General features: G+C 68.8%; 19 protein-coding genes and 1 pseudogene. 9 read left to right on the forward strand and 11 right to left on the reverse strand.

The window, feature by feature from the left end:
• Positions 1 to 126: 126 nt before the first annotated feature.
• The gene (locus ACZ7IB_RS03435; protein ID WP_470908816.1) at positions 127 to 1794 is read right to left on the reverse strand and encodes a fumarate hydratase; all 1668 of its coding nucleotides are present in this window, start codon (positions 1792 to 1794) and stop codon (positions 127 to 129) included.
• 196 nt (positions 1795 to 1990) lie between these two features.
• Here ACZ7IB_RS03435 and ACZ7IB_RS03440 point away from each other — a divergent pair, with 196 nt between their 5' ends.
• On the forward strand, positions 1991 to 2653 hold the full coding sequence (locus ACZ7IB_RS03440) for a DUF1707 SHOCT-like domain-containing protein (protein WP_470908818.1): 663 nt from the start codon (positions 1991 to 1993) through the stop codon (positions 2651 to 2653).
• A gap of 212 nt (positions 2654 to 2865) precedes the next feature.
• Positions 2866 to 3249, forward strand: coding sequence for a WhiB family transcriptional regulator (locus ACZ7IB_RS03445; protein ID WP_470908820.1), 384 nt, complete (start codon positions 2866 to 2868; stop codon positions 3247 to 3249).
• A gap of 121 nt (positions 3250 to 3370) precedes the next feature.
• Here the strand turns inward: ACZ7IB_RS03445 and glpX are convergent, their stop codons facing one another.
• Entirely contained in the window at positions 3371 to 4402 is a 1032-nt protein-coding gene (gene glpX, locus ACZ7IB_RS03450; RefSeq protein WP_398632432.1) for a class II fructose-bisphosphatase, read from the reverse strand.
• A 142-nt stretch (positions 4403 to 4544) separates the two neighbouring features.
• On the opposite strand from glpX, the gene ACZ7IB_RS03455 reads away from it, so the two are divergent.
• Positions 4545 to 5063 carry a DUF4245 domain-containing protein gene (locus tag ACZ7IB_RS03455; protein ID WP_470908823.1) on the forward strand — a complete coding sequence of 173 codons (519 nt, stop codon included), beginning with the start codon at positions 4545 to 4547 and terminating at the stop codon, positions 5061 to 5063.
• A gap of 94 nt (positions 5064 to 5157) precedes the next feature.
• Here ACZ7IB_RS03455 and ACZ7IB_RS03460 read toward each other — a convergent pair whose 3' ends face one another.
• From ACZ7IB_RS03460 to ACZ7IB_RS03475, 4 genes are all read right to left on the reverse strand, one after another.
• On the reverse strand, positions 5158 to 5748 hold the full coding sequence (locus ACZ7IB_RS03460; protein WP_470908825.1) for a malonic semialdehyde reductase: 591 nt from the start codon (positions 5746 to 5748) through the stop codon (positions 5158 to 5160).
• Between the two features lie 282 nt (positions 5749 to 6030).
• The gene (locus ACZ7IB_RS03465) at positions 6031 to 6297 is read right to left on the reverse strand and encodes an exodeoxyribonuclease VII small subunit (protein ID WP_470908827.1); all 267 of its coding nucleotides are present in this window, start codon (positions 6295 to 6297) and stop codon (positions 6031 to 6033) included.
• Between the two features lie 101 nt (positions 6298 to 6398).
• Positions 6399 to 7610, reverse strand: a complete 1212-nt coding sequence (xseA, locus tag ACZ7IB_RS03470; RefSeq protein WP_470908828.1) for an exodeoxyribonuclease VII large subunit — start codon at positions 7608 to 7610, stop codon at positions 6399 to 6401.
• A gap of 71 nt (positions 7611 to 7681) precedes the next feature.
• Complete coding sequence (locus ACZ7IB_RS03475) at positions 7682 to 9067, reverse strand: APC family permease (protein WP_470908830.1); 1386 nt, start codon at positions 9065 to 9067, stop codon at positions 7682 to 7684.
• A 74-nt stretch (positions 9068 to 9141) separates the two neighbouring features.
• On the opposite strand from ACZ7IB_RS03475, the gene ACZ7IB_RS03480 reads away from it, so the two are divergent.
• Both ACZ7IB_RS03480 and ppgK read left to right on the forward strand, forming a co-directional pair.
• Positions 9142 to 10131 (forward strand): 4-hydroxy-3-methylbut-2-enyl diphosphate reductase, encoded by a 990-nt coding sequence (locus ACZ7IB_RS03480; protein WP_470908832.1) that lies wholly within the window; start codon positions 9142 to 9144, stop codon positions 10129 to 10131.
• 67 nt (positions 10132 to 10198) lie between these two features.
• A complete protein-coding gene (gene ppgK, locus ACZ7IB_RS03485) occupies positions 10199 to 10939 on the forward strand; it encodes a polyphosphate--glucose phosphotransferase (protein WP_470908834.1) in 741 nt (246 codons plus the stop codon).
• A gap of 80 nt (positions 10940 to 11019) precedes the next feature.
• On the opposite strand, the gene ACZ7IB_RS03490 is transcribed toward ppgK, so the two are convergent.
• Positions 11020 to 11625 carry a DUF6542 domain-containing protein gene (locus ACZ7IB_RS03490; protein ID WP_470908835.1) on the reverse strand — a complete coding sequence of 202 codons (606 nt, stop codon included), beginning with the start codon at positions 11623 to 11625 and terminating at the stop codon, positions 11020 to 11022.
• A 240-nt stretch (positions 11626 to 11865) separates the two neighbouring features.
• On the opposite strand from ACZ7IB_RS03490, the gene ychF reads away from it, so the two are divergent.
• Positions 11866 to 12954 carry a redox-regulated ATPase YchF gene (gene ychF, locus ACZ7IB_RS03495; protein WP_383975171.1) on the forward strand — a complete coding sequence of 363 codons (1089 nt, stop codon included), beginning with the start codon at positions 11866 to 11868 and terminating at the stop codon, positions 12952 to 12954.
• An 83-nt stretch (positions 12955 to 13037) separates the two neighbouring features.
• Here ychF and ACZ7IB_RS03500 read toward each other — a convergent pair whose 3' ends face one another.
• Both ACZ7IB_RS03500 and ACZ7IB_RS03505 read right to left on the reverse strand, forming a co-directional pair.
• Positions 13038 to 13301: a type II toxin-antitoxin system RelE family toxin gene (locus ACZ7IB_RS03500; RefSeq protein ID WP_072483972.1), complete on the reverse strand. Its 264-nt coding sequence runs from the start codon at positions 13299 to 13301 to the stop codon at positions 13038 to 13040.
• The gene (locus ACZ7IB_RS03505; protein WP_072483971.1) at positions 13294 to 13563 is read right to left on the reverse strand and encodes a type II toxin-antitoxin system Phd/YefM family antitoxin; all 270 of its coding nucleotides are present in this window, start codon (positions 13561 to 13563) and stop codon (positions 13294 to 13296) included. The genes ACZ7IB_RS03500 and ACZ7IB_RS03505 overlap by 8 nt, the downstream gene beginning before the upstream one ends.
• A gap of 377 nt (positions 13564 to 13940) precedes the next feature.
• On the opposite strand from ACZ7IB_RS03505, the gene ACZ7IB_RS03510 reads away from it, so the two are divergent.
• Positions 13941 to 15359 carry an ATP-binding protein gene (locus tag ACZ7IB_RS03510; RefSeq protein ID WP_470909494.1) on the forward strand — a complete coding sequence of 473 codons (1419 nt, stop codon included), beginning with the start codon at positions 13941 to 13943 and terminating at the stop codon, positions 15357 to 15359.
• 334 nt (positions 15360 to 15693) lie between these two features.
• Here ACZ7IB_RS03510 and ACZ7IB_RS03515 read toward each other — a convergent pair whose 3' ends face one another.
• Both ACZ7IB_RS03515 and ACZ7IB_RS03520 read right to left on the reverse strand, forming a co-directional pair.
• The gene (locus tag ACZ7IB_RS03515; protein ID WP_266800513.1) at positions 15694 to 16812 is read right to left on the reverse strand and encodes a tyrosine-type recombinase/integrase; all 1119 of its coding nucleotides are present in this window, start codon (positions 16810 to 16812) and stop codon (positions 15694 to 15696) included.
• A 24-nt stretch (positions 16813 to 16836) separates the two neighbouring features.
• Entirely contained in the window at positions 16837 to 17337 is a 501-nt protein-coding gene (locus ACZ7IB_RS03520) for a helix-turn-helix transcriptional regulator (protein ID WP_405684868.1), read from the reverse strand.
• A gap of 120 nt (positions 17338 to 17457) precedes the next feature.
• On the opposite strand from ACZ7IB_RS03520, the gene ACZ7IB_RS03525 reads away from it, so the two are divergent.
• Together ACZ7IB_RS03525 and ACZ7IB_RS03530 are read left to right on the forward strand one after the other, a co-directional pair.
• The gene (locus tag ACZ7IB_RS03525; protein WP_405684866.1) at positions 17458 to 17652 is read left to right on the forward strand and encodes a helix-turn-helix transcriptional regulator; all 195 of its coding nucleotides are present in this window, start codon (positions 17458 to 17460) and stop codon (positions 17650 to 17652) included.
• 148 nt (positions 17653 to 17800) lie between these two features.
• A pseudogene (locus ACZ7IB_RS03530) lies at positions 17801 to 19250 on the forward strand (DUF3631 domain-containing protein).
• The last annotated feature ends 310 nt before the right edge of the window (positions 19251 to 19560 follow it).

The following is a 19560-nucleotide window of genomic DNA, read 5'->3' on the forward strand; positions in this document are numbered from 1 at the left end:
CCACCCCCCCCCCCCCCCCCTCCCCCTCCCCCCCCCCCCCCCCCCCCCCCCCCCCCCCCCCCCCCCCCCCCCCCCCCCCCCCCCCCCCGGGACCGTACCCGTCGTGCCTCGGCACGCCTCAGCTCATCAGGCGAGGCCCGGACCCCGCACCGGAATGCTGGTGAACGTCGGTGCCGGGGCGGGCTCGGTGAAGAAGTCGTTGCCCTTGTCGTCGACGACGACGAACGCGGGGAAGTCCTCGACCTCGATCTTCCAGACCGCTTCCATGCCGAGCTCCTCGTACTCGACGACCTCGACCTTCTTGATGCAGTCCTGAGCGAGGCGCGCCGCCGGTCCGCCGATCGAGCCGAGGTAGAAACCACCATGCGCGTCGCACGCGTCAGTGACCTGCTTGGACCGGTTGCCCTTGGCCAGCATCACCTTGGAGCCGCCCGCCGCCTGGAACTGCGCGACATAGCTGTCCATACGGCCGGCCGTCGTCGGGCCGAAGGAGCCGGAGGCGTATCCCTCGGGCGTCTTCGCCGGGCCCGCGTAGTAGACCGGGTGGTCCTTCAGGTACTGCGGCATCTCCTCGCCCGCGTCCAGCCGCTCCTTGATCTTGGCGTGCGCGATGTCGCGGGCCACGACCAGCGGACCGGTCAGCGAGAGCCGGGTCTTGACCGGGTACTTGGTCAGCTCGGCGAGGATGTCGTCCATCGGCCGGTTCAGGTCGATCCTGACGACGTCACCCGCCTCGTCCAGGTGCTCGTCCGTGGTGTCCGGCAGGAAGCGGGCCGGGTCCTTCTCCAACTGCTCCAGGAACACACCCTCGGCGGTGATCTTCGCGGTGGCCTGACGGTCCGCCGAGCACGACACGGCGATCGCGACAGGCAGCGAGGCACCGTGGCGGGGGAGGCGGACGACACGCACGTCGTGGCAGAAGTACTTGCCGCCGAACTGGGCGCCGATGCCGATCTTCTGCGTCAGCTCGAAGACCTTCTCCTCCAGCTCCTTGTCCCGGAAGCCGTGACCGGTGGGGGAGCCCTTTGCGGGCAGCTCGTCCAGGTAGTGCGCGGAGGCGTACTTCGCGGTCTTCAGCGCGAACTCGGCCGACGTACCGCCGACGACGATCGCCAGGTGGTACGGCGGGCAGGCGGCCGTACCCAGCGAACGGATCTTCTCCTCCAGGAACTTCATCATGGAGGCCTCGTTCAGCACGGCCTTCGTCTCCTGGAAGAGGAACGACTTGTTGGCCGAGCCGCCGCCCTTCGCCATGAAGAGGAATTTGTAGGCGCCGCCGTCGGTGGCGTACAGCTCGATCTGCGCGGGCAGATTCGAGCCGGTGTTCTTCTCCTCCCACATGGTGAGCGGAGCCATCTGCGAATAGCGGAGGTTGAGCTTGGTGTACGCGTCGAAGATGCCGTGCGACAGGGCCGCTTCGTCACCGCCCTCGGTGAGTACGTTCTGCCCGCGCTTGCCCATGACGATCGCGGTACCGGTGTCCTGGCACATCGGCAGGACGCCCGCGGCGGCGATGTTCGCGTTCTTCAGCAGGTCGAGTGCGACGAACTTGTCGTTGGACGACGCCTCGGGGTCGTCCACGATCCGCCGCAGCTGCGCCAGGTGGGCGGGGCGCAGGTAGTGCGAGATGTCGTGCATGGCCTCGGCGGCCAGGGTGCGCAGCGCCTCCGGGGCGACCTTGAGGAACGTACGGCCGTCGGCCTCGAAGGTGGATACACCCTCGGAGGTCACCAGACGATACGGCGTGGTGTCCTCTCCCAGAGGGAGCAGATCGGAGTACGCAAACTCTGGCATTACGGCCATTCCTCACTCGGCAGACAGCGGCTGGCCTCCCTTGGGCAGCGCACCCACCAGGGTAGAACGCCGCGCGGACACCGAAGCTGTGAGGTAAGGCTCAGTCCGGCATCCGCGCGGGAGCGGTGCGGGGGCGACACGGCGGAGGCGCGGCGGGGGCTAGTCGCGATCTATCGCGTTTGGGTACGCTGGGCCGGTGGACCTCGAAAAGCACCCCCAGCAGCCCGTAGCTCCGGCGGAGCCGGCCGGTATCCGCGCCTCCGACGCGGACCGTGACCGGATCGCGGACATCCTGCGCGAGGCGATGGCCGAGGGCCGGCTCACCGCCGAGGAGCACGCCGAGCGGGTCGATGCGGTCTACCGCGCCAAGACCATCGGCGAGCTGGAGCCGCTGGTACGGGATCTGCCTGCCCCCGGGGGCGCCTCCCGCTCGGCCGCCGAGCCCGGCTCGTTCGGCCACGAGAGCCCCACGGGCCCGGCCGAGAACCTGGTGGCGATCTTCAGCAGTTCGACCCGCAAAGGCCGTTGGCGGGTCGGCGGCCGTACGAACGCCTTCGCGCTCTTCGGCAGCGTGGAGATCGATCTGACCGAGGCGCTTTTCGGTCAGAGGCTCACGGTGATCAATGCGACCGCCATCTTCGGAAGTGTCGAGATCAAGGTCCCCGAGAACATCTCGCTGCGTGGCAGCGGCACGGGCGTCTTCGGTAATTTCGAAGTCGCCACACTGGAATCCGCGGACCCCGAAGCGCCAGTGGTGGTCGTCAACGGCTATTCGGTGTTCGGCAGCGTCGAGGCGAAGCCCAAGCGCGGGAAGTTCATTGCGGATCTCCAGGACCGGCTGCGCAAATACCTCGGCTAGGACCCGGCTAGGACCCGGCTGGGAACGGCGTGGTCCGTCCTGCTGCGAACTCTTCCGAACTGCTCTGAACTCCTTCAAGAACAAGCCATATTCCTGACCGGCCGCAATTCCGCAGCCCGGAACCAAGTGCCACTCAGTGCATAGGCGCGCGCACAGCGGGTAGGGAGTGCTGCATCGTCTCTCGCTCGCGAAGCCGCCGTCAGGAGTAGACCGTGCTGCAACTGCCGCATCAGCCCCTGCAGGTCGCCGCCCTCCCTCCCCAGCGCACCCCCGCGCGGGAGGACCAGGCCGGCCCCTGGCACTCGGAGGCGGTGTGCCGCCGGGATGAAGCCGGGCTGTTCTTCGCCCCGTCGAAGGAGCCGACTGCTGCCAGACTCGCGCGCGAGGAGTCCGCGAAGCGGGTCTGCGCGCGCTGCCCGGTGATGGTCGAATGCCAGGAACACGCACTCATGCAGCCGGAGCCGTACGGGGTGTGGGGCGGCCTCACCGCCGCCGAACGCCGCGTGGTGCTCGCCCGTCGCAGACGGCGCGAGATGGAACTCAAGGCATCATCCGCGTCCTCCGCCGCGACGGGCCGCATAGCCGCGGCGGGGTGACCGGCCGACGGGCTGCCGGGGGCCTGAACCGGTGCCCCGCGTCCGTACCGCGAAGAGGCGCCCCCACCGCACACGGGGGGCGCCTCTTCGTGTTCTGCTCCCCGAACCTCGGGGACGGGACCTACTTCGCGCGGTCGAAGTCGATCGCGCTGTAGGCACGCAGCTTCGACAGCCGGTGGGTCGAGTCGATCTTCCGGATGGTTCCGGACTTGGACCGCATGACGATCGACTCGGTGGTCGCCGTCTCCGCGCGGTACCGCACACCGCGCATCAGCTCACCGTCCGTGATGCCGGTCGCGACGAAGAACACGTTGTCGCCGCTGACCAGATCGTCGGTGGACAGGACCCGGTCCAGGTCGTGCCCGGCGTCCAGCGCGCGCTGCCGCTCGGCCTCGTCCTTCGGCCAGAGCTTGCCCTGGATGACACCGCCGAGGCACTTTATGGCGCAGGCCGAGATGATGCCCTCGGGGGTGCCGCCGATGCCCATGAGCAGGTCGACGCCGGTCCCCTCGCGGGCGGCCATGATCGAGCCCGCGACATCGCCGTCGGAGATGAACTTGATCCGGGCGCCGGTCTCCCGGATCTCCTTGACGATGCCGTCGTGGCGGGGGCGGTCGAGGATGACGACGGTGACGTCCTCGGGGGCGGAGTTCTTCGCCTTCGCGACCCGGCGGATGTTCACCGAGACGGGCGCATCGATGTCGACGAAGTCGGCGGCCTCGGGGCCGGTGACCAGCTTGTCCATGTAGAAGACCGCGGACGGGTCGAACATGGCGCCGCGGTCGGCGGCGGCCAGTACGGCGATCGCGTTCGGCATGCCCTTGGCGTTCAGGGTCGTACCGTCGATCGGGTCAACGGCGATGTCGACCTCGGGACCGGTGCCGTCACCGACGCGCTCGCCGTTGAACAGCATGGGGGCCTCGTCCTTCTCACCCTCGCCGATGACGACGACGCCGTTCATCGAGACGGTGGAGACGAGGGTCCGCATGGCCTTCACGGCGGCGCCGTCGGCGCCGATCTTGTCGCCGCGGCCGACCCAGCGCCCTGCTGCCATGGCGGCGGCCTCGGTGACCCGGACCAACTCCAGGGCGAGGTTACGGTCGGGGGCCTCCGGAGAGACCTCTAGCTGAGACGGCAGATGATGCTCGGACATCGGAGCGCACCTTTCTGTACGGCGACGACCGGAAGAGGGTGCTCTGACTCTATCGCCAGGTCGACAGAATGAGCAGACCGGGTCACGTATGAGCGGGCTGCCCCCGGGTCGGGCCCGTCAGGCCCAATGCGAACATGGACCCGTGGCTAGCAAGCGAGGCAAGCAGACAGTGCGGGACATGTTCCTGTCGATGGCGGTGATCTCCGCTGTGGCGGGGCTCGTTTACATCTTCATTCCGCACGACGAGAACGCCAACCCGGTCAAGGCGGTCGACTACCGGGTGGAGCTCCTGACGGCGCGGCGCGCGGCACCGTACCCGGTGGCCGCCCCGGACGGACTGGCCAAGGAGTGGAAGCCGACATCGGTCAGTTACGACCGCCGGGCGGGCAACAGCTGGCACCTGGGCTTCCTGGACCCGGAGGGCAAGTACGTCGCGGTGGAGCAGTCCACGTCCCCGGCGGAGAAGTATGTGACCGAGGTCAGCCAGGACGCCAAGAACACCGGGCGTACGCGGCAGGTCGCGGGCGAGACCTGGCAGCACTGGAAGGGCGAGAAGTACGACGCCCTCGTGCGCCAGGACAAGGGTGCGACCACGGTGGTCACGGGTTCCGCCTCGCCGGAGCGGCTGGCGGAGATGGCCGCCGCACTCAAGTCGTCCTGATGTCCTGTACGGGGCATCTGCCTCGTACAAGGCGTACGGAGGAGGCCCTGGAGCGCTTGATGCTCCAGGGCCTCCTCCGTACGCGTGGCGACGGTCAGACGGTCGTGACGACCTCGTCGTAGGCGAGGCGCGGCAGACGCGGGAACCAGGCGTCCTCGCCCGGCTTGCCGATGTTGACGACCATCAGCACCTTGTGGTCGCCGTCCAGGAACTCCTTCTCGATGCCCGCGGCGTCGTAACCGGTCATCGGGCCCGCGGCGAGGCCGGCGGCGCGGACGCCGATGACGAAGTACGCGGCCTGCAGCGCACCATTGAGCGCGGCGGACGACTCGCGGACCGGGCGCTCGGAGAAGAACGCGTCCTTGGCCTGCGGGAAGTGCGGCATCAGGGCCGGGAGCTCCTCGTGGAACTCGTTGTCGGCGACCAGGATGGCGACCAGCGGGGCGGTCGAGGTCTTCGGCTGGTTGCCCTCGGCCATGTGCTTGACGAGGCGCGCACGGGCGTCGTCGGAGCGGACCAGGACGACGCGCAGCGGCGACTGGTTGAACGCGGTGGGGCCGTACTTGACCAGGTCGTAGATCGCCTGGACCTGCTCCTCGGTCACCGGCTCGTCGGTGAAGGTGTTGGCGGTGCGGGCCTCGCGGAAGAGGAGGTCCTGGGCGGCGGGGTCAAGAACGAGGGACATCTGGCGTTTTACCTTCCGGGCGTACATGTGGATCAAGCAACGCAGGCCACGGTACGGGAGAGGTAGGTTAACTTTCAACTAAAGCTGGAACGGAGTGATCCGTTCCACAGTGAGGGCCTCTTATGCCATTCGCCGACAGGGGATCCGATCGCGGGCGCCCGCCTGCCTCGCGCCCACCTCGCCGTGGCCGGCCTCATCCGAAAAGCCGGGACAACCGGGAAGCCGGGCGAGCGGGGGAGCCGGAAGCCGGGCCGGCCGGGGGAGTCGGAAGTCGGGGAGGCCTCAGCCATTGTCGGCTGTCGTGCCGCCGCCGCTCTCCTGGGGGTCGGCCGGCCCCGCCAGGGCCGCGTCCAGCCGTGCGCGCGCGCCTTCCAGCCAGCGTCGGCACACCTTCGCCAGCTCCTCGCCCCGCTCCCACAGCGCGAGGGACTCCTCCAGCGTCGTACCGCCCGCCTCCAGGCGGCGCACCACCTCGATCAGCTCGTCACGGGCCTGCTCGTATCCGAGCGTGCCCGCGGCATCAGCCGTCGTAGTCCCGTCGTCCGTCATGCGCCCCACCCTACGTTCCGGCCCATCAGGAGCCTCCTACCTCGCCCGTCATCGCTTTCGAGCCGCCTCGGCGCCCGTCCGCCCCCGCACCGAACCCCCGCTCACTCACTCACCCGAACCACGAACTCGCCCCCCGAAACCCGCGCCCGAAGCAGATCGCCCGGCGCCCCCGCGTCCGTGGGAGCCCGCACCACATGGCCGTCCGTCCGCTGCAGCACCGCATACCCGCGCTCCAGCGTCGCCGCGGGCGACAACGCGACCACCCGCGCCCGGGTATGGGCGAGCTCCGAGTCCGCCCGGTCCAGCAGATGCCCCAGCACCCGCCGGCCCCGCCCGATCAGTGCATCGATCTCCGACGCCCGCTCGTCCACCATCCGCTGGGGATGCTCCATCGCGGGCCGACCCAGCGCATGGGCCAGCCCCCGCTCCTCCCGGTCCAGCAGCCCCCGTACCGTCCGCAGCGTACGGTCCCGCAGCTGCTGCACCCGGTCCAGCTCCTCGCCCACATCGGGCACGACCTTCTTCGCCGCATCCGTCGGAGTGGAGGCGCGCAGATCCGCGACCAGGTCGAGCAGCGGGGAGTCCGGCTCATGACCGATCGCCGACACCACCGGCGTACGGCACGCGGCGACCGTACGGATCAGCTGCTCGTCCGAGAACGGCAGCAGATCCTCCACGCTGCCGCCACCCCGCGCCACCACGATCACGTCGACGTCCGGGAGGTCGTCCAGCTCCTTCACGGCCTGGACGACCTGATTCACCGCGTGCACCCCCTGCACCGCCGTGTTACGCACCTCGAACCGCACCGCGGGCCACCGCCGCCGCGCGTTCTCCAGAACGTCGCGCTCGGCCGCCGAGGCCCGGCCGCAGACCAGCCCGATCAGCTGCGGCAGGAACGGCAGCGGCTTCTTCCGGTCGAGTGCGAAGAGCCCCTCCGAGGCCAGCGACTTCTTGAGCTGCTCAAGCCGGACCAGCAGCTCACCGATGCCGACCGGCCGTATCTCCGTGGCCCGCAGGGACAGCTGGCCGCGCGGCGCGTACCACTCGGGCTTGGCGAGCACGACGACCCGCGCTCCCTCCGTCACGACATCCGCGATCCGGTCGAAGACCTGGCGGAAGCACGTCACGCTCACCGAGATGTCCTGCGACGGGTCGCGCAGCGTCAGAAACACCACGCCGGCGCCCGGCCGCCGTGACAGCTGGGTGATCTGACCCTCGACCCAGACGGCGCCGAGCCGGTCGATCCATCCCCCGATGAGCCGCGACACATCACCGACGGGCAGCGGAGCTTCCGCGGACGTTTGGAGAGCCATGCGAGCGAGCGTATCCGCCCCCACCGACAATCAGCCGCCCCCGACAACAGCCACTCCGACTCGCCCCCGCCTCAGGCTGTGCGCCGCCCCCACTGCAGCGCCAGGACCACCAGCCCCACCGCCAGCCAGCACACCCCCACCACCTGAGCGCTCGCGGTCGCCTCCACGATCACCGCGATCAGCACCCCCGCACCCACCACCGGCACCAGCACATGCCGCCACCAGCTGGGCGGCCCCTCCATCCGGCGTACGGCGAACCAGCCGACCACCGACGCGTGCAGCAGCACGAACGCCGTCAGCGCACCGATGTCGACGACCGACACCAGATGGTCGAGACCGTCGGCGCGCCGGGCCGCCCACACCGCCGCCACCATCGTCACCGTCGCGGCGAGCAGGATCGCGACCCGCGGTACCCCGGACCGCGGGTCGACCTTGGACAGCAGCAAGGGCAGCCGCCGCTCCCTGGCCATCGCGAACAGCAGCCGCCCCGCGGCCGCCTGCCCGGCCAGTGCCGCGAAGGCTGCCCCGATCGCCTTGCTGACCGCCACCAGATCGTGCAACCAGGTCCCGACCGCAAAGTCCACCGTGTCGTAGAACGCCGACGCCTGCGCGGCCGGATCGGCGGCCAGCTCCGCCGACGTCATCGGCTCCAGCAGCGCTGCCAGATAGCCCTGCGCCACGAACAGCACACCCGCGAGCACCAGACAGAACAGCACCGCCCGCGCCACCTTCGACGAGCCCCCCGTCACCTCCTCCGCGAACGAGGCGATCGCGTCGAAGCCCAGATACGACAGCACGGCCACCGACACCGCCCCCAGCACCGCCGAAGCGGAGAAGCCGGAATCGCCGGTGAGCGGGGTCAGCCAGCCGCGCTGCGCACCGCCCCGTACAAGAGCCACCACCGCTGACACCAGGAACACCAGCAGTACCGCGATCTCCATCGCGAGCACCGCGAAGCCGACCCGGGCGGCAGCCCGTACACCCCAGAGATTCAGCAGCGTGGTGACGACGACCGCGAGCGCCGTCCACACCCACCGCGACACCGACGGCACGAGCGAGTTCAGCGCGATCCCGGAGAAGAGGTAGGCGACCGCGGGGATCAGCAGATAGTCGAGCATCGCCATCCACCCGGCGATGAATCCCGGTCCTTCCCCGAGCCCCTTGCGGGCGTACGCGAAGACCGAGCCCGCCAGCGGGGCGACCCGCACCATCTGGGCGTAGCTGAAGGCCGTGAACGCCATCACGACCGTCGCCGCGACATAGACCAGCGCGACCGCACCGTCCGATTTCGCATCGAGTGTGCCGAATACGCCGACAGGTGCCATCGGAGCGATGAAGAGGAGCCCGTAGACCACCAGATCCCGGAAGCCGAGTGTCCGCCGCAGCCTGCCTTTCTCCTGGTGCGCCCCCTCCGCCTCCGCGACCCCGCCGCCGCTGCCGCTGCCCGTCCCCGACATGAGCCCTCCGTCGATCGCGTACGCATCAGTCTCGCGACCCCGCCGATCTTCCGCGCGTTCGGCTCGGCCTTACGATGGGACGCATGACTGCTACGACACCCCGCCGCGTCCTGCTCGCCGCTCCCCGTGGCTACTGCGCGGGCGTGGACCGTGCCGTGATCGCCGTGGAGAAAGCCCTGGAGCAGTACGGCTCCCCGGTGTACGTGCGCCACGAGATCGTCCACAACAAGTACGTCGTACAGACCCTGGAGAAGAAGGGCGCGATCTTCGTCGAGGAGACGGCGGAGGTCCCCGAGGGCTCGATCGTGATGTTCTCCGCGCACGGCGTCGCGCCGACCGTGCACGAGGAGGCGGCCGAGCGGAAGCTCGCCACGATCGACGCGACCTGCCCCCTGGTCACCAAGGTCCACAAGGAAGCCGTCCGCTTCGCGCAGGACGACTTCGACATCCTCCTGATCGGCCACGAGGGCCACGAGGAGGTCATCGGCACCTCCGGCGAGGCCCCCGAGCACATCACGCTGGTCGACGGCCCCGAGGACGTCGCGGGTGTCGAGGTGCGCGACCCGTCGAAGGTCGTCTGGCTCTCCCAGACCACGCTCTCCGTCGACGAGACGATGGAGACGGTCGGCGCGCTGAAGGAGAAGTTCCCGCTCCTTGTCTCGCCGCCCAGCGACGACATCTGCTACGCCACGCAGAACCGCCAGATCGCCGTGAAGCAGATGGGCGCGGACGCCGACCTCGTGATCGTCGTCGGCTCCAAGAACTCCTCGAACTCGGTCCGCCTGGTCGAGGTCGCCCTCGGCGCCGGTGCGAACGACGCGCATCTGGTCGACTTCGCCGACGAAATCGACGAGGCCTGGCTGGAGGGTGTCTCCACGGTCGGCGTCACCTCGGGCGCGTCCGTTCCCGAGGTCCTGGTCGACGGTGTCCTGGCGTGGCTCTCGGAGCGCGGTTTCGAGGACGTGGAGATCGTGAAGGCGGCCGAGGAGTCCATCACGTTCTCGCTGCCCAAGGAACTCCGCCGCGACCTGCGCGCCGAGGCCGCGGCGCTCGTGGAGAAGTGACGGCTTCGCGTCGACGGCTTCCCGTTCCGGGAAGTGAGCCGGGCCACCTGCCCGTACCGTGGATTGCATGCAGATCTTCGGCGTGGACATCGGCGGATCCGGGATCAAGGGCGCTCCCGTGGACCTGGACCGCGGAGACCTGGCGCAGGAGCGCCACAAAGTACTGACACCGCACCCGGCCACGCCCAAGGACGTGGCCGATTGCGTGGCCGAGGTGGTCGGTCACTTCGACTGGTCGGGCCCGGTGGGCATCACGTTCCCGGGCGTCGTCACGGGCGGCTGCACACGCACCGCGGCCAATGTCGACGAGAGCTGGATCGACACGGACGCCCGCGGACTGCTCGGCGACAGACTCGGCCTTCCCGTCACCGTCCTGAACGACGCCGACGCGGCCGGCATCGCGGAGATGGCGTTCGGCGCGGGGCGCGGACGCAAGGGGACGGTGATCGTACTGACGCTCGGTACGGGAATCGGCAGCGCACTCTTCATCGACGGCAGGCTCGTCCCCAACACCGAGCTGGGCCACCTGGAGCTGAACGGCCACGACGCGGAGAAGCACGCCTCCACCAAGGCCAAGGAGGACGAGCAGCTGAGCTGGCACCACTGGGCGCACCGGGTGCAGAGGTACCTGACCCATGTGGAGATGCTGTTCTCGCCCGAGCTCTTCATCATCGGCGGCGGAGTCAGCCGCAAGGCCGACAAGTTCCTGCCGCTGATCGAACATGTACGGGCCGAGATGGTGCCGGCGGAGCTGCAGAACAACGCGGGCATCGTGGGAGCGGCGATGGCGGCGGCGAACACGGCGTAGGGCTCACCCGGCTGCCCCGCCCCGCCCTGCGGCCCCCGGCCACCGCTGGGGCGACGGGCCCGCCGTTTTATCGGCCCCGGTCAGCGCTGGGAGCGACGGGGCGGTTGGGCGGGCCGCGTCGTCTGCGAGGCGAGCAGCATCCGACGCTGACGTTGCCGCTGCCGCATCAGCCGCACCTTCCGTACGGTCGCGATGAGCCCGGCGATGAGTGTCCCGCCGTACAGCCACCCGGCATGTACGGCGAGCGCGGTGACGACCGCCATGGTCTGGCCGCCGAAGCCGCCCGTGCCGCCGGAGATCGGGATCACGCCGACGGCGAATGCGATCGGCACGATGATCGGCGCGGTCACCAGGTCCGCGGGCCGTACCCACAGCGCGGTCAGCGCGCTGACCGGCAGGAACAGCACCCCGAACACGGTCGATGAACCGTCGAGGACCAGCCGGTCGAGGCACGCCAGCAGGAACATGGAGGCGGCGGCGAAGAGCCCCGCGCCGATGCCGGTCAGCCGGGGATTCGGCAGCCTGCGCAGCGCGAGAACGGCGGGCGGCACCGGTCGGGACCGGCCCTCCGGCTTCGCGTCCATCACCCGATAGACGGCGGCGGCTTCGTCGATGGTGCCCTGCGGGGACAGCGAGGCCTGCCGAGACTGCCTGCGCTGCGGGGGACGTGTCCTGTGCTGCTCCACCGGGACAACGTAGGTCGACGGGCGGGAGGAAGCGGGTGCGGGACACGCGCTTTGGGCGACCTTAGGGGTGAGTTCGATGCCACACGGCCGAACGGGAACCGAATCGACGCCCGACCGGACCCGTGGTTACCCGGTCGCCCCCGCCCGTAAACTGGAGAATCGGCCCACCCGGGCCCGACGCATTTCCGCCCGTCCCACCAACTCCTCCTCCCCCTCCTCACTCCTCAGGAAGTCGCCAACGTGTCGCTCACGATCGGAATCGTCGGCCTGCCGAATGTCGGCAAGTCGACCCTGTTCAACGCCCTGACCAAGAACGACGTGCTGGCGGCCAACTACCCGTTCGCCACGATCGAGCCGAACGTGGGCGTCGTCGGTGTTCCCGACTCGCGCCTGAACAAGCTGGCGGAGATCTTCGGCTCCCAGAGGCTGCTCCCCGCGACGGTCGACTTCGTCGACATCGCCGGCATCGTCCGAGGTGCTTCGGAGGGTGAGGGCCTGGGCAACAAGTTCCTCGCGAACATCCGCGAGTCCGACGCGATCTGCCAGGTCATCCGCGCCTTCAAGGACGAGAATGTCGTCCACGTCGACGGCAAGGTCTCGCCCAAGGACGACATCGAGACGATCAACACCGAGCTGATCCTCGCCGACCTCCAGTCCGTCGAGAAGGCCGTCCCGCGCCTCACGAAGGAGTCCCGCCTCCAGAAGGAGAAGGTCGCGGTCCTCGCCGCGGTCGAGGAGGCCCAGAAGATCCTCGAGTCCGGCCAGACCCTCTTCGCCGCGGGCATCTCCGCGGGCACGGAGAAGGGCAAGCTCCTCCATGAGCTGCACCTCCTCACCACCAAGCCTTTCCTCTACGTCTTCAACGTCGACGAGGACGAGCTGGTCGACGAGGACTTCAAGAACGAGCAGCGCGCCCTGGTCGCTCCCGCCGAGGCGATCTTCCTCAACGCCAAGATCGAGTCCGAGCTGATCGAGCTCGACGACGACGAGGCCCTCGAACTCCTCCAGTCCATGGGGCAGGAAGAGCCCGGTCTCGCCACCCTCGGCCGCGTCGGCTTCGACACCCTGGGCCTGCAGACCTACCTCACGGCAGGCCCGAAGGAAGCCCGAGCCTGGACGATCAAGAAGGGCGCCACGGCCCCCGAGGCGGCCGGTGTGATCCACACCGACTTCCAGAAGGGCTTCATCAAGGCGGAGATCGTCTCCTTCGAGGACCTGGTCGAAATGGGTTCGGTCGCCGAGGCCCGCGCCAAGGGCAAGGCCCGCATGGAGGGCAAGGACTACGTGATGCAGGACGGGGACGTGGTGGAGTTCCGCTTCAACGTCTGATTGGACGTGAATAGCGGCCTGACCTGCGAGAAGGCAGGTCAGGCCGTTGTGCTGTCCGCAGTAGTCCGCAGAACCTGAAGCGGCTACGTGTCGTAGACCGTGGAGCGGTGTCCGACGTGTACGACCCACACCACTAGTTCCCCGTTGTCGATGGTGTAGAAGACGCGATAGTCGCCGACTCGTAGGCGGCGGCGCTCAGGCTGGGATACAAGTGCCGTGGTGTTGAAGCCGAAAGGGTCGCTCTCCAGCTCTGTCAGTTTGGCCAGGATACGAAGCGCCATGTCGCGAGGGATCTTGCGAAGCTCGGCCTGGGCCTCGGGTCGGAACACCGTGCGGTAGTCACTCACTGCGTGCCAGCGTCTCCCTCATCACGTCCTCGATCGGGACGCCGGCGGCCGGGCTCGCCATGCGTTCGTCGATGATGCGGTTGATCTCGCGCTCTTCCCACTCCTGGTACTTGCGCAGCACCTCGATCGAGACCACGGCGGCGACCTGCTTGCCGCGGCGGGTGATGACAGTGGGCATGTCGTCGCGGTCGGCCCGTTCGACGACTTCGGCCAAGTGAGCGCGTACGTCGCGGATGGACTCTATGGGCAGCGGCTGAGTCATGCCCCAAGGGTACCGAGTGTGCCATGTGTACACATGGGTGGCTGATTCCGGGACAGAGCTCCGGGAGCAGGGGCCCGTCATTTCGATGGGCGGGGACGGCTTGAGAAGCAGTGAACGTTCCTGGTCCAGGTTACGACCTCGATCATTCCGTGCGCGGGTACCGGTTCTGTCGGTACAGCGCCTCCGGTGTCACCTGCCCGTACGCGATGCGCACACGCGCGGTCTGCTCGAAACGACAACCCTGAGTGCACACTGGTGCGCAGACTGCCACCACGTCTTAAGGCTCGTTGACACGTCTGCCGAGGGTCACGAAGGCAATCACTAACCTCTATGTTGCTAACATTGTTGTTAGTGTCATGGGTGGAGGTCGACCAGACGTGGTGGATTTTGTAGGACGTCGCCAGGAGCTGGCGACGTTGGAGCGAGAGCTGCAGAAGGTGGCGGCAGGGATCGGCGGGGAGCGGCCCGGTCGGTGCGTGATGTTGCGTGGGCGGCGCCGGGTGGGCAAGTCGCGGCTGGTCGAGCGGTTTGCGGAGCGCTCCGGAGCCCCTTTCTTGTTCTTCGCTGCGACTGGTGCATCCCCCAGGGATGATCTGGCACGGCTGGCCAGGGACGCCCAAGTGTCGACGCTGCCGTTGGCGGGGCTGGTGGCCGCCGCGCGGCCGGAGAACTGGGATGCCGCGTTCGATGTGCTGGCCGCGGCGCTGCCTGCCGACCGGGCGAGCGTTCTGATCATCGACGAAGTGCCGTACCTGATGGATACCGACGGCGCCTTTGAAGGGATGCTGCAACGGGCCTGGGACCGGGTGCTGGAGATCAAGCCGGTGCTGCTGGTCCTCATCGGCTCCGATCTGTCGATGATGGAGGCACTGAACAGCTACGGACGCCCCTTCCATCAGCGCGGCCGGGAGATGGTGCTGGGACCGCTCAACCCCGCCGAGGTGGGGCAGATGCTTGGGCTGGATCCGGCGGAAGCCTTCGACGCCGCACTGGTCACCGGCGGGCTGCCGCTGATCTGCGCAGAGTGGCCGCGCGGCGCAGGGCTGTGGGACTTCCTCGGCGAGGCGCTGAGCGATCCGGTCTCGGCCCTGCTGGTGTCGGCCGAGCGTTCGCTGGCCGCCGAATTCCCCCCGCAGGTACAGGCGCGCAAGGTGCTGGCGGCCATCGGGAGTGGCGAGCGGACCTTCACCAATATCGCCCGTGCAGCCGGCGGGATCGGGGCCACGCCGCTGCAGCGAGCTCTGGAGCTGCTTACGGACAAACGGATCGTCGCCGGCGAGCTGCCTGTATCGCTGCGCCCGTCGAAGGACCGCCGCTACCGGGTGACAGATCCGTACCTGCGGTTCTGGCTGCACCTGCTCGGCCCGTCGATGGAGGAGATCGAGCGGGGGCGGGGCGATCTGACCTTGGCGCGCATCCGGGAGAACTGGACCAGCTGGCGTGGTCGGGCCGTCGAGCCTCTTGTCCGTGAGGCCCTGGCGCGGATACTGCCCGACGACCGGCTGCCCGCGGCCCCCGCAGTGGGCGGCTACTGGACCCGCACCAACGACATCGAGATCGATATCGTCGGGGCCGACCGCGCCCCCATCGCCAAGGAGCTGTTCTTCGTCGGCTCCATCAAGTGGCTGGAGCAGTCGCCCTTCGACCGGCATGACTTGGCCGCTCTGCATCGGCACCGGGCTGCCCTCACCGACGAACCTGTTCCAGTCGTGGCGGTTTCGCGTAGTGGAGTCGACTGTCCGGGGCTCGACGCCACCTACGGCCCCGGCGATTTGCTGACCGCCTGGCCGCTGTGAGTGGCGGATGGCAGGCGCGGCAAGGGAGTTGGGGAGCGCGATCAGGCTGAACAGGCGTTGCGGAGAAGTCCCTCGAACCTCGGCCCCTCGCTGGCGCTGTTGTGTAACGTTGGCGAACCTGAGCCCTCTCGTACTTTGTCGCGAATCCCGTGCTGGGATGGTGCTGGGATGGCGTCGCATTTCCGCAGGTCACGTGGGTTGTGGTGGAGTTCGCTTCAACGTCTAATACGTTCGGTGAAAGGCCGTCTGACCTGCGGCGGAGTGGGTCGGGCGGCCTTTGCGGTCCGCGCGGAGTCCGCAGCGTGCTGGACGGGTCCGGCACGCGGGGGAGCGGTTACGCCGCTTCGTCGACCTGTGGCTGGGCATCGGCGGACCGGTCCGCGTACGCCTTGTCGACGGCGGCCCGGGTCCGCTCTTCGGAGTCGGGCCACAGGTGGGTGTAGATGTTCAGCGTCATGGCCGCGTTGGTGTGGCCGAGGCGCTCGGAGACCGTCTTCACGGACTCGCCGTGCTTGATCAGCAGGCTGGCGTAGTGGTGCCGGAGGGCGTGGGGTCCGGTGCCCTTCGGTATGCCGGCCTTCGCGCAGGCGGGCCGCCAGGACCCGTCCATGAAGTGCGTGTAGACCACCGGCCCGCCTTGCGGCGCCTTGAAGATCCAGCTCTCGGGCCCATCGGCGGGGAAGTCCCGCAGGTGGGCCTTCATCGCCTCCACCGCTATGCGGGGGAGTGGGACCGTGCGGTGTGATCGAGCGGTCTTGGGCGGGCAGACGTACACGCCGTGCTTGGCGGTCTGCTGGACCTGCTGCTCGACCGAGACGGTGGCGTGCAGCAGGTCCACGTGTTGGAGCTGGAGGCCGAAGAGCTCGCCGGGGCGGAGCCCTGTGCAAGCGCCCAGCAGGACCAGGCCCCTGTAGCGGCCGGGTATCTCCTCGGCCAGCGTCCGCACTTGCTCGACGGCCAAGGGCACGACCTTTTTCCTCGGAACTGAGGGCAGCTTCGCGTCGGTGCAGGGGTTGTGCGGAATCATGCGGTCGCGGACCGCTGCCCGGAAGACGGCGTTGACCGTGTTGAAGACGGTGCGGGAGGTGCTCGCGGCGAGCTTGTGGGTGGTCGTCAGGCTGGTGATCCAGCTCTGCACGTCACCGGGCTTGATCGCGCCGAGTGCCCGCTTCTCCCATACGGGGTAGGCGTAGCAACGCAGGTGCTGGGCTACGGCCTTGGCCGTCGACGGCCGGTGCGGCTGGCTGGCTCGCCACTCCTCCGCGTACTCCTTGAAGGGCTTCTTCGCCGAGCGCGGGTCGACGTACTGACCGGTGACCACGCTGGTCGTGACTTCGTCGAGCCAGCGCTGGGCGTCGAGCTTCCGGTCGAAGTGGCGGGCGTGTTCCTTGCCGTCGAGATCGCGGTAGCGGGCGCGCCATTTGCCGTTGGGTCGCTTCTGGATGTTCGCCAAGTGGCTTCTCCTTCGTGCTGGTTGTCAGTAGTGGCCGCCGTCCTCGATATCGCTGGTGAGGGTGCGAGCGTCCCGCTCGTCGCCCATGAGGCGGAGGCACTGCTCGTTGATCGCGCGTGAGCTGTCGGGGTGGGTCTTGATGTGGTCGGCGACGGCGACCACGGCGCGATGCAGGCGGTCGCGGGCGTCGCGGGTTTCGTAGAACGCTTCGACGGCTTCCTGGACGAGCCGTCGGCTGTCGATGTCGAGCCCTTCCAAGGGCGGTGACATCAGCTCTTCGAGGGGGAGTTCGAAGACGCGGGAGAAGGCGAGCGCCTCATCGAGGTTGATCCGCCGGCGGGGCGAGCCGTTCTCGATGCGCCACACAGCTGTCTGGTTCATCTTCACGCCGGCTCTGGTCACCCGTTCGGCCAGCTCGGTCGTGCTCCACCCTCTGACCTCACGCTCCAGGGCCACGCGGCCCGCCACGTTGCCTTCGCTGTAGAGCAGCGGCACCTCGCTGCCCTCGGCCTTCTCGCCTGCCATCGAACCTCCATCACGACCATCGTTATCCAAATTGAAACATGAGCTTCCCGGTTTGGCTAACCGCCGATCATGGGGTACTGATTATGCAGATCGAATCGAAAGCTAGCCGAATGGGAACGCATGCGATACCTGACCACCTCCGAGGTCGCCGAGCGCTACCGCACCGCCGAGAGCACCGTCCGCTACTGGCGCCATCTGGAGAAGGGACCGCGCGGCATCAAGATCGGCAAGCGGGTGCTCTACCCCGAGGCCGAACTGCTGCGCTACGAGCGCGCGCTGATCGACGGCGGAGAGGACTGGGGCCTGGCCACATGAGCCGCCGACCCGTCCGGACACAGCTACGGCCCTCGGCGCGCCTACGCCGAGGGCCGGAGATTCCCCTGCACGTCGCCCATCCCTGAACGAACGAACCGGTGAGAGGCGAGGCTTTGCCCGTCTCGCCCTCCACCCGAGAGGAACGTCTATGAAGGACCCTACGTCCCCCGCAGCCTCGAACGCATCCGGTGTTGTCTGGCCACCGATCGCGGTCCCGGGCCAGGGTCTGCCTCGGAACCGCGAGCAGCGGACGGGACCACGCCCCGACACGGGAGGCGCGACCTCCGATGCTCAGAATCGGAGCACACCCGGTTCGCGACCTGCTCCGGTCAGCGCCCCGGCGACCGCGTCGGACAGCGCAGTCGATCCTGCTCCAAGCGGACCAGAAACCCAGGACGGCGGCGGGGCGGCAGGAGAAGGCACCGCGCTGCTGGACGACCTCCGCACGGCGATCGGGCGGTACGTCGTTCTGCCGAGCGACGAGGCCCTGACCGCCGTCACGCTCTGGGTCGCGGCCTCCCATATCCAGCCCGGCCTCCAGCACGCGCCGCGACTGGCGGTGGTCGGGCCGACCAAGGGGTGCGGCAAGTCCCGTCTTCTGGACGTTCTCTACGAGACCGTTCACCAGCCGATGATGACGGTGAACACCTCCCCGGCGGTCGTTTTCCGCGTCATCGGCAAGAACCCGCCGACGCTGCTGGTGGACGAGGCCGACACAATCTTCGGCCCCAAGGCGGGCGACAAGGAGGACCTGCGCGGCCTGCTGAACGCCGGGCACCAGCGCAACCGGCCCGCCTGGCGGATCTCCGGGCCGGAGCACAAGCCGACCGCGTTCCCTACCTTCGCGATGGCGGCGCTGGCCGGCATCGGTGACCTGCCGGACACGATCATGGACCGGGCGATCGTCATCCGCATGCAGAAGCGTAAGCCGGGTGAGCGAATCACCCCGTTCCGATCTCGGTACTCCGTGCCGGAACTGCACGCGCTTCGCGATCGGCTGGCCGACTGGCTGGTCCCGCAGCGCGGCATCGTCGCGGGCGCGGTGCCGAAGATGCCCGTCGAGGACCGCGCCGCCGACACATGGGAGCCGCTCGTCATCGTCGCCGATCTCGCCGGCGGGCACTGGCCCGCGCGGGCACGTGCGGCCTGTCTGGCGATGACGCGCAACGAGGTGGTCCAGGACGAGCAGACGACGCTGAAGACGCGGCTGCTGCGTGACATCCGCCGCGTCTTCGATCAGGAGGGCGGCAGGGAGGCTTTGCGCAGTCAGGACCTGCTCGCCGTGCTCATCCAGGACGCCGAGGCCCCGTGGGCGGAGTACGGCGAAGGGGCTCAACGCCTACCACCTGGCGAACTTGCTGCGCGACTTCGGTATCAGCCCGGCCAACTACCGTTTCGAGAAAGGCAGGCAGGCCAAGGCGTACGCCCGTAACCAGTTCGTGGACGCCTGGGCCCGATACTGCCCTGCCCCCGCCCCATCGGTACCCACCGCCGGGGTCCCGGCACGTCCGACCCAGGGCAGGCCGCTCGCCCCTCCGTCCGGGACGCTGCCCACCGGCACGCCGGGAGGGCCCGCAGGCCCCAGGCCCACGCGCTGACACCAGGTCCGCATCAATCCGTCGCATCCGTCCCCGCGCAGGTCAGCGCGGGGACGGATCTCCTCGGCGTTACGGATCACTCCGTACCTGCGGCTCTCTCCGTACCTGTGCTGACCAGCCACGCGACGGATGCGACGGATGCGACGACACCACCCCTCACGACTGACGGAGCACCACCATGCCCGAATCGAACGCTGACGACACCACCTCCCGCCGCCGCAGGAAGCTGTTCAGGCTCACCCGACGACCAGCAGCAAGCTGGAGCGAACGAGCCTCTAACGAGGCTTCGTCCGCGCTTGCCCCCACCCCA

This window comes from Streptomyces sp. NPDC037301 (assembly GCF_055602785.1).

Excerpts from the sequence above, each read along its gene's own strand:
- ACZ7IB_RS03435 (WP_470908816.1), bottom strand. The coding sequence starts at position 1,794 with ATGCCAGAGTTTGCGTACTCCGATCTGCTCCCTCTGGGAGAGGACACC.
- glpX (WP_398632432.1), bottom strand. The coding sequence starts at position 4,402 with ATGTCCGAGCATCATCTGCCGTCTCAGCTAGAGGTCTCTCCGGAGGCC.
- ACZ7IB_RS03460 (WP_470908825.1), bottom strand. The coding sequence starts at position 5,748 with ATGTCCCTCGTTCTTGACCCCGCCGCCCAGGACCTCCTCTTCCGCGAG.
- ACZ7IB_RS03465 (WP_470908827.1), bottom strand. The coding sequence starts at position 6,297 with ATGACGGACGACGGGACTACGACGGCTGATGCCGCGGGCACGCTCGGA.
- xseA (WP_470908828.1), bottom strand. The coding sequence starts at position 7,610 with ATGGCTCTCCAAACGTCCGCGGAAGCTCCGCTGCCCGTCGGTGATGTG.
- ACZ7IB_RS03475 (WP_470908830.1), bottom strand. The coding sequence starts at position 9,067 with ATGTCGGGGACGGGCAGCGGCAGCGGCGGCGGGGTCGCGGAGGCGGAG.
- ACZ7IB_RS03480 (WP_470908832.1), top strand. The coding sequence starts at position 9,142 with ATGGGACGCATGACTGCTACGACACCCCGCCGCGTCCTGCTCGCCGCT.
- ppgK (WP_470908834.1), top strand. The coding sequence starts at position 10,199 with ATGCAGATCTTCGGCGTGGACATCGGCGGATCCGGGATCAAGGGCGCT.
- ACZ7IB_RS03505 (WP_072483971.1), bottom strand. The coding sequence starts at position 13,563 with ATGACTCAGCCGCTGCCCATAGAGTCCATCCGCGACGTACGCGCTCAC.
- ACZ7IB_RS03520 (WP_405684868.1), bottom strand. The coding sequence starts at position 17,337 with ATGGCAGGCGAGAAGGCCGAGGGCAGCGAGGTGCCGCTGCTCTACAGC.
- ACZ7IB_RS03525 (WP_405684866.1), top strand. The coding sequence starts at position 17,458 with ATGCGATACCTGACCACCTCCGAGGTCGCCGAGCGCTACCGCACCGCC.